Consider the following 701-nt stretch of genomic DNA (forward strand, 5'->3'; position numbering starts at 1 on the left):
CACGTAGCCATCAATGTTCACTTCCTCTTCTGGTGAAATCACCAATGGCTTGGACTTCAGTGCACTCTTAAAGGTTTTTTCCACACCACCGAGCAAATTCTCTTTGTCGGTATCTATCACGAAATGTTGGCTCACTACGTCTCGACCCAGACGGATTTGCGAACTGAACTTGCTGCGGTCTCGTAAGTACACCAACCATTGCTGAGTTTCGTTTTCATCAATCTTGACAGGCAGATACACCAAAGGTCGCTCGCTCTTGGTGGTTTTCAACATGCGCACCAATGGCAGTGTCATAGGATGGCGCTTGCCGTTCTCACCCTCTAAAGTAAACGACACTTGCTTGGCTTTTTTATCCACTTTGATGTCGAGAGCGTGAACGTTGGTGTACCGGCTGCTTGTCGAAACGCTGGTTTTGTAGGGAATGCCTTCGATTTCTACCGTCTCTTTCTTACCAATCATTTTCGCGTTGGGTTGTTCTTGCAGGTAGTCATACCCAGCAAACACCCACGCGTTATCATCTAGGTAAGTTTTGCCAATCAGGATTGGGGCAGAGAACTGTTTGCGCGAGGTAAGGTTCACCACGGTATCTACCGTATGCCCAGCAATCGTCATCGGCATTTTTACGGTTGGACGCAAAATCGGTTTTTTGCTGGTGCGACTGCGGATAGCACTGATGCGCTCAAGATCGTCGGTTACCGTGA

The 701-nt window shown here is 48.2% G+C and carries 1 pseudogene; it reads right to left on the reverse strand.

Going from position 1 to position 701, the window contains the following annotated elements:
• Nucleotides 1-701, reverse strand: a pseudogene (locus R7Z47_RS24920) (peptidase); the annotation flags it as partial.

This window comes from Vibrio sp. 1641, from assembly GCF_033339995.1.
GTDB classification, from domain to species: domain Bacteria; phylum Pseudomonadota; class Gammaproteobacteria; order Enterobacterales; family Vibrionaceae; genus Vibrio; species Vibrio alginolyticus.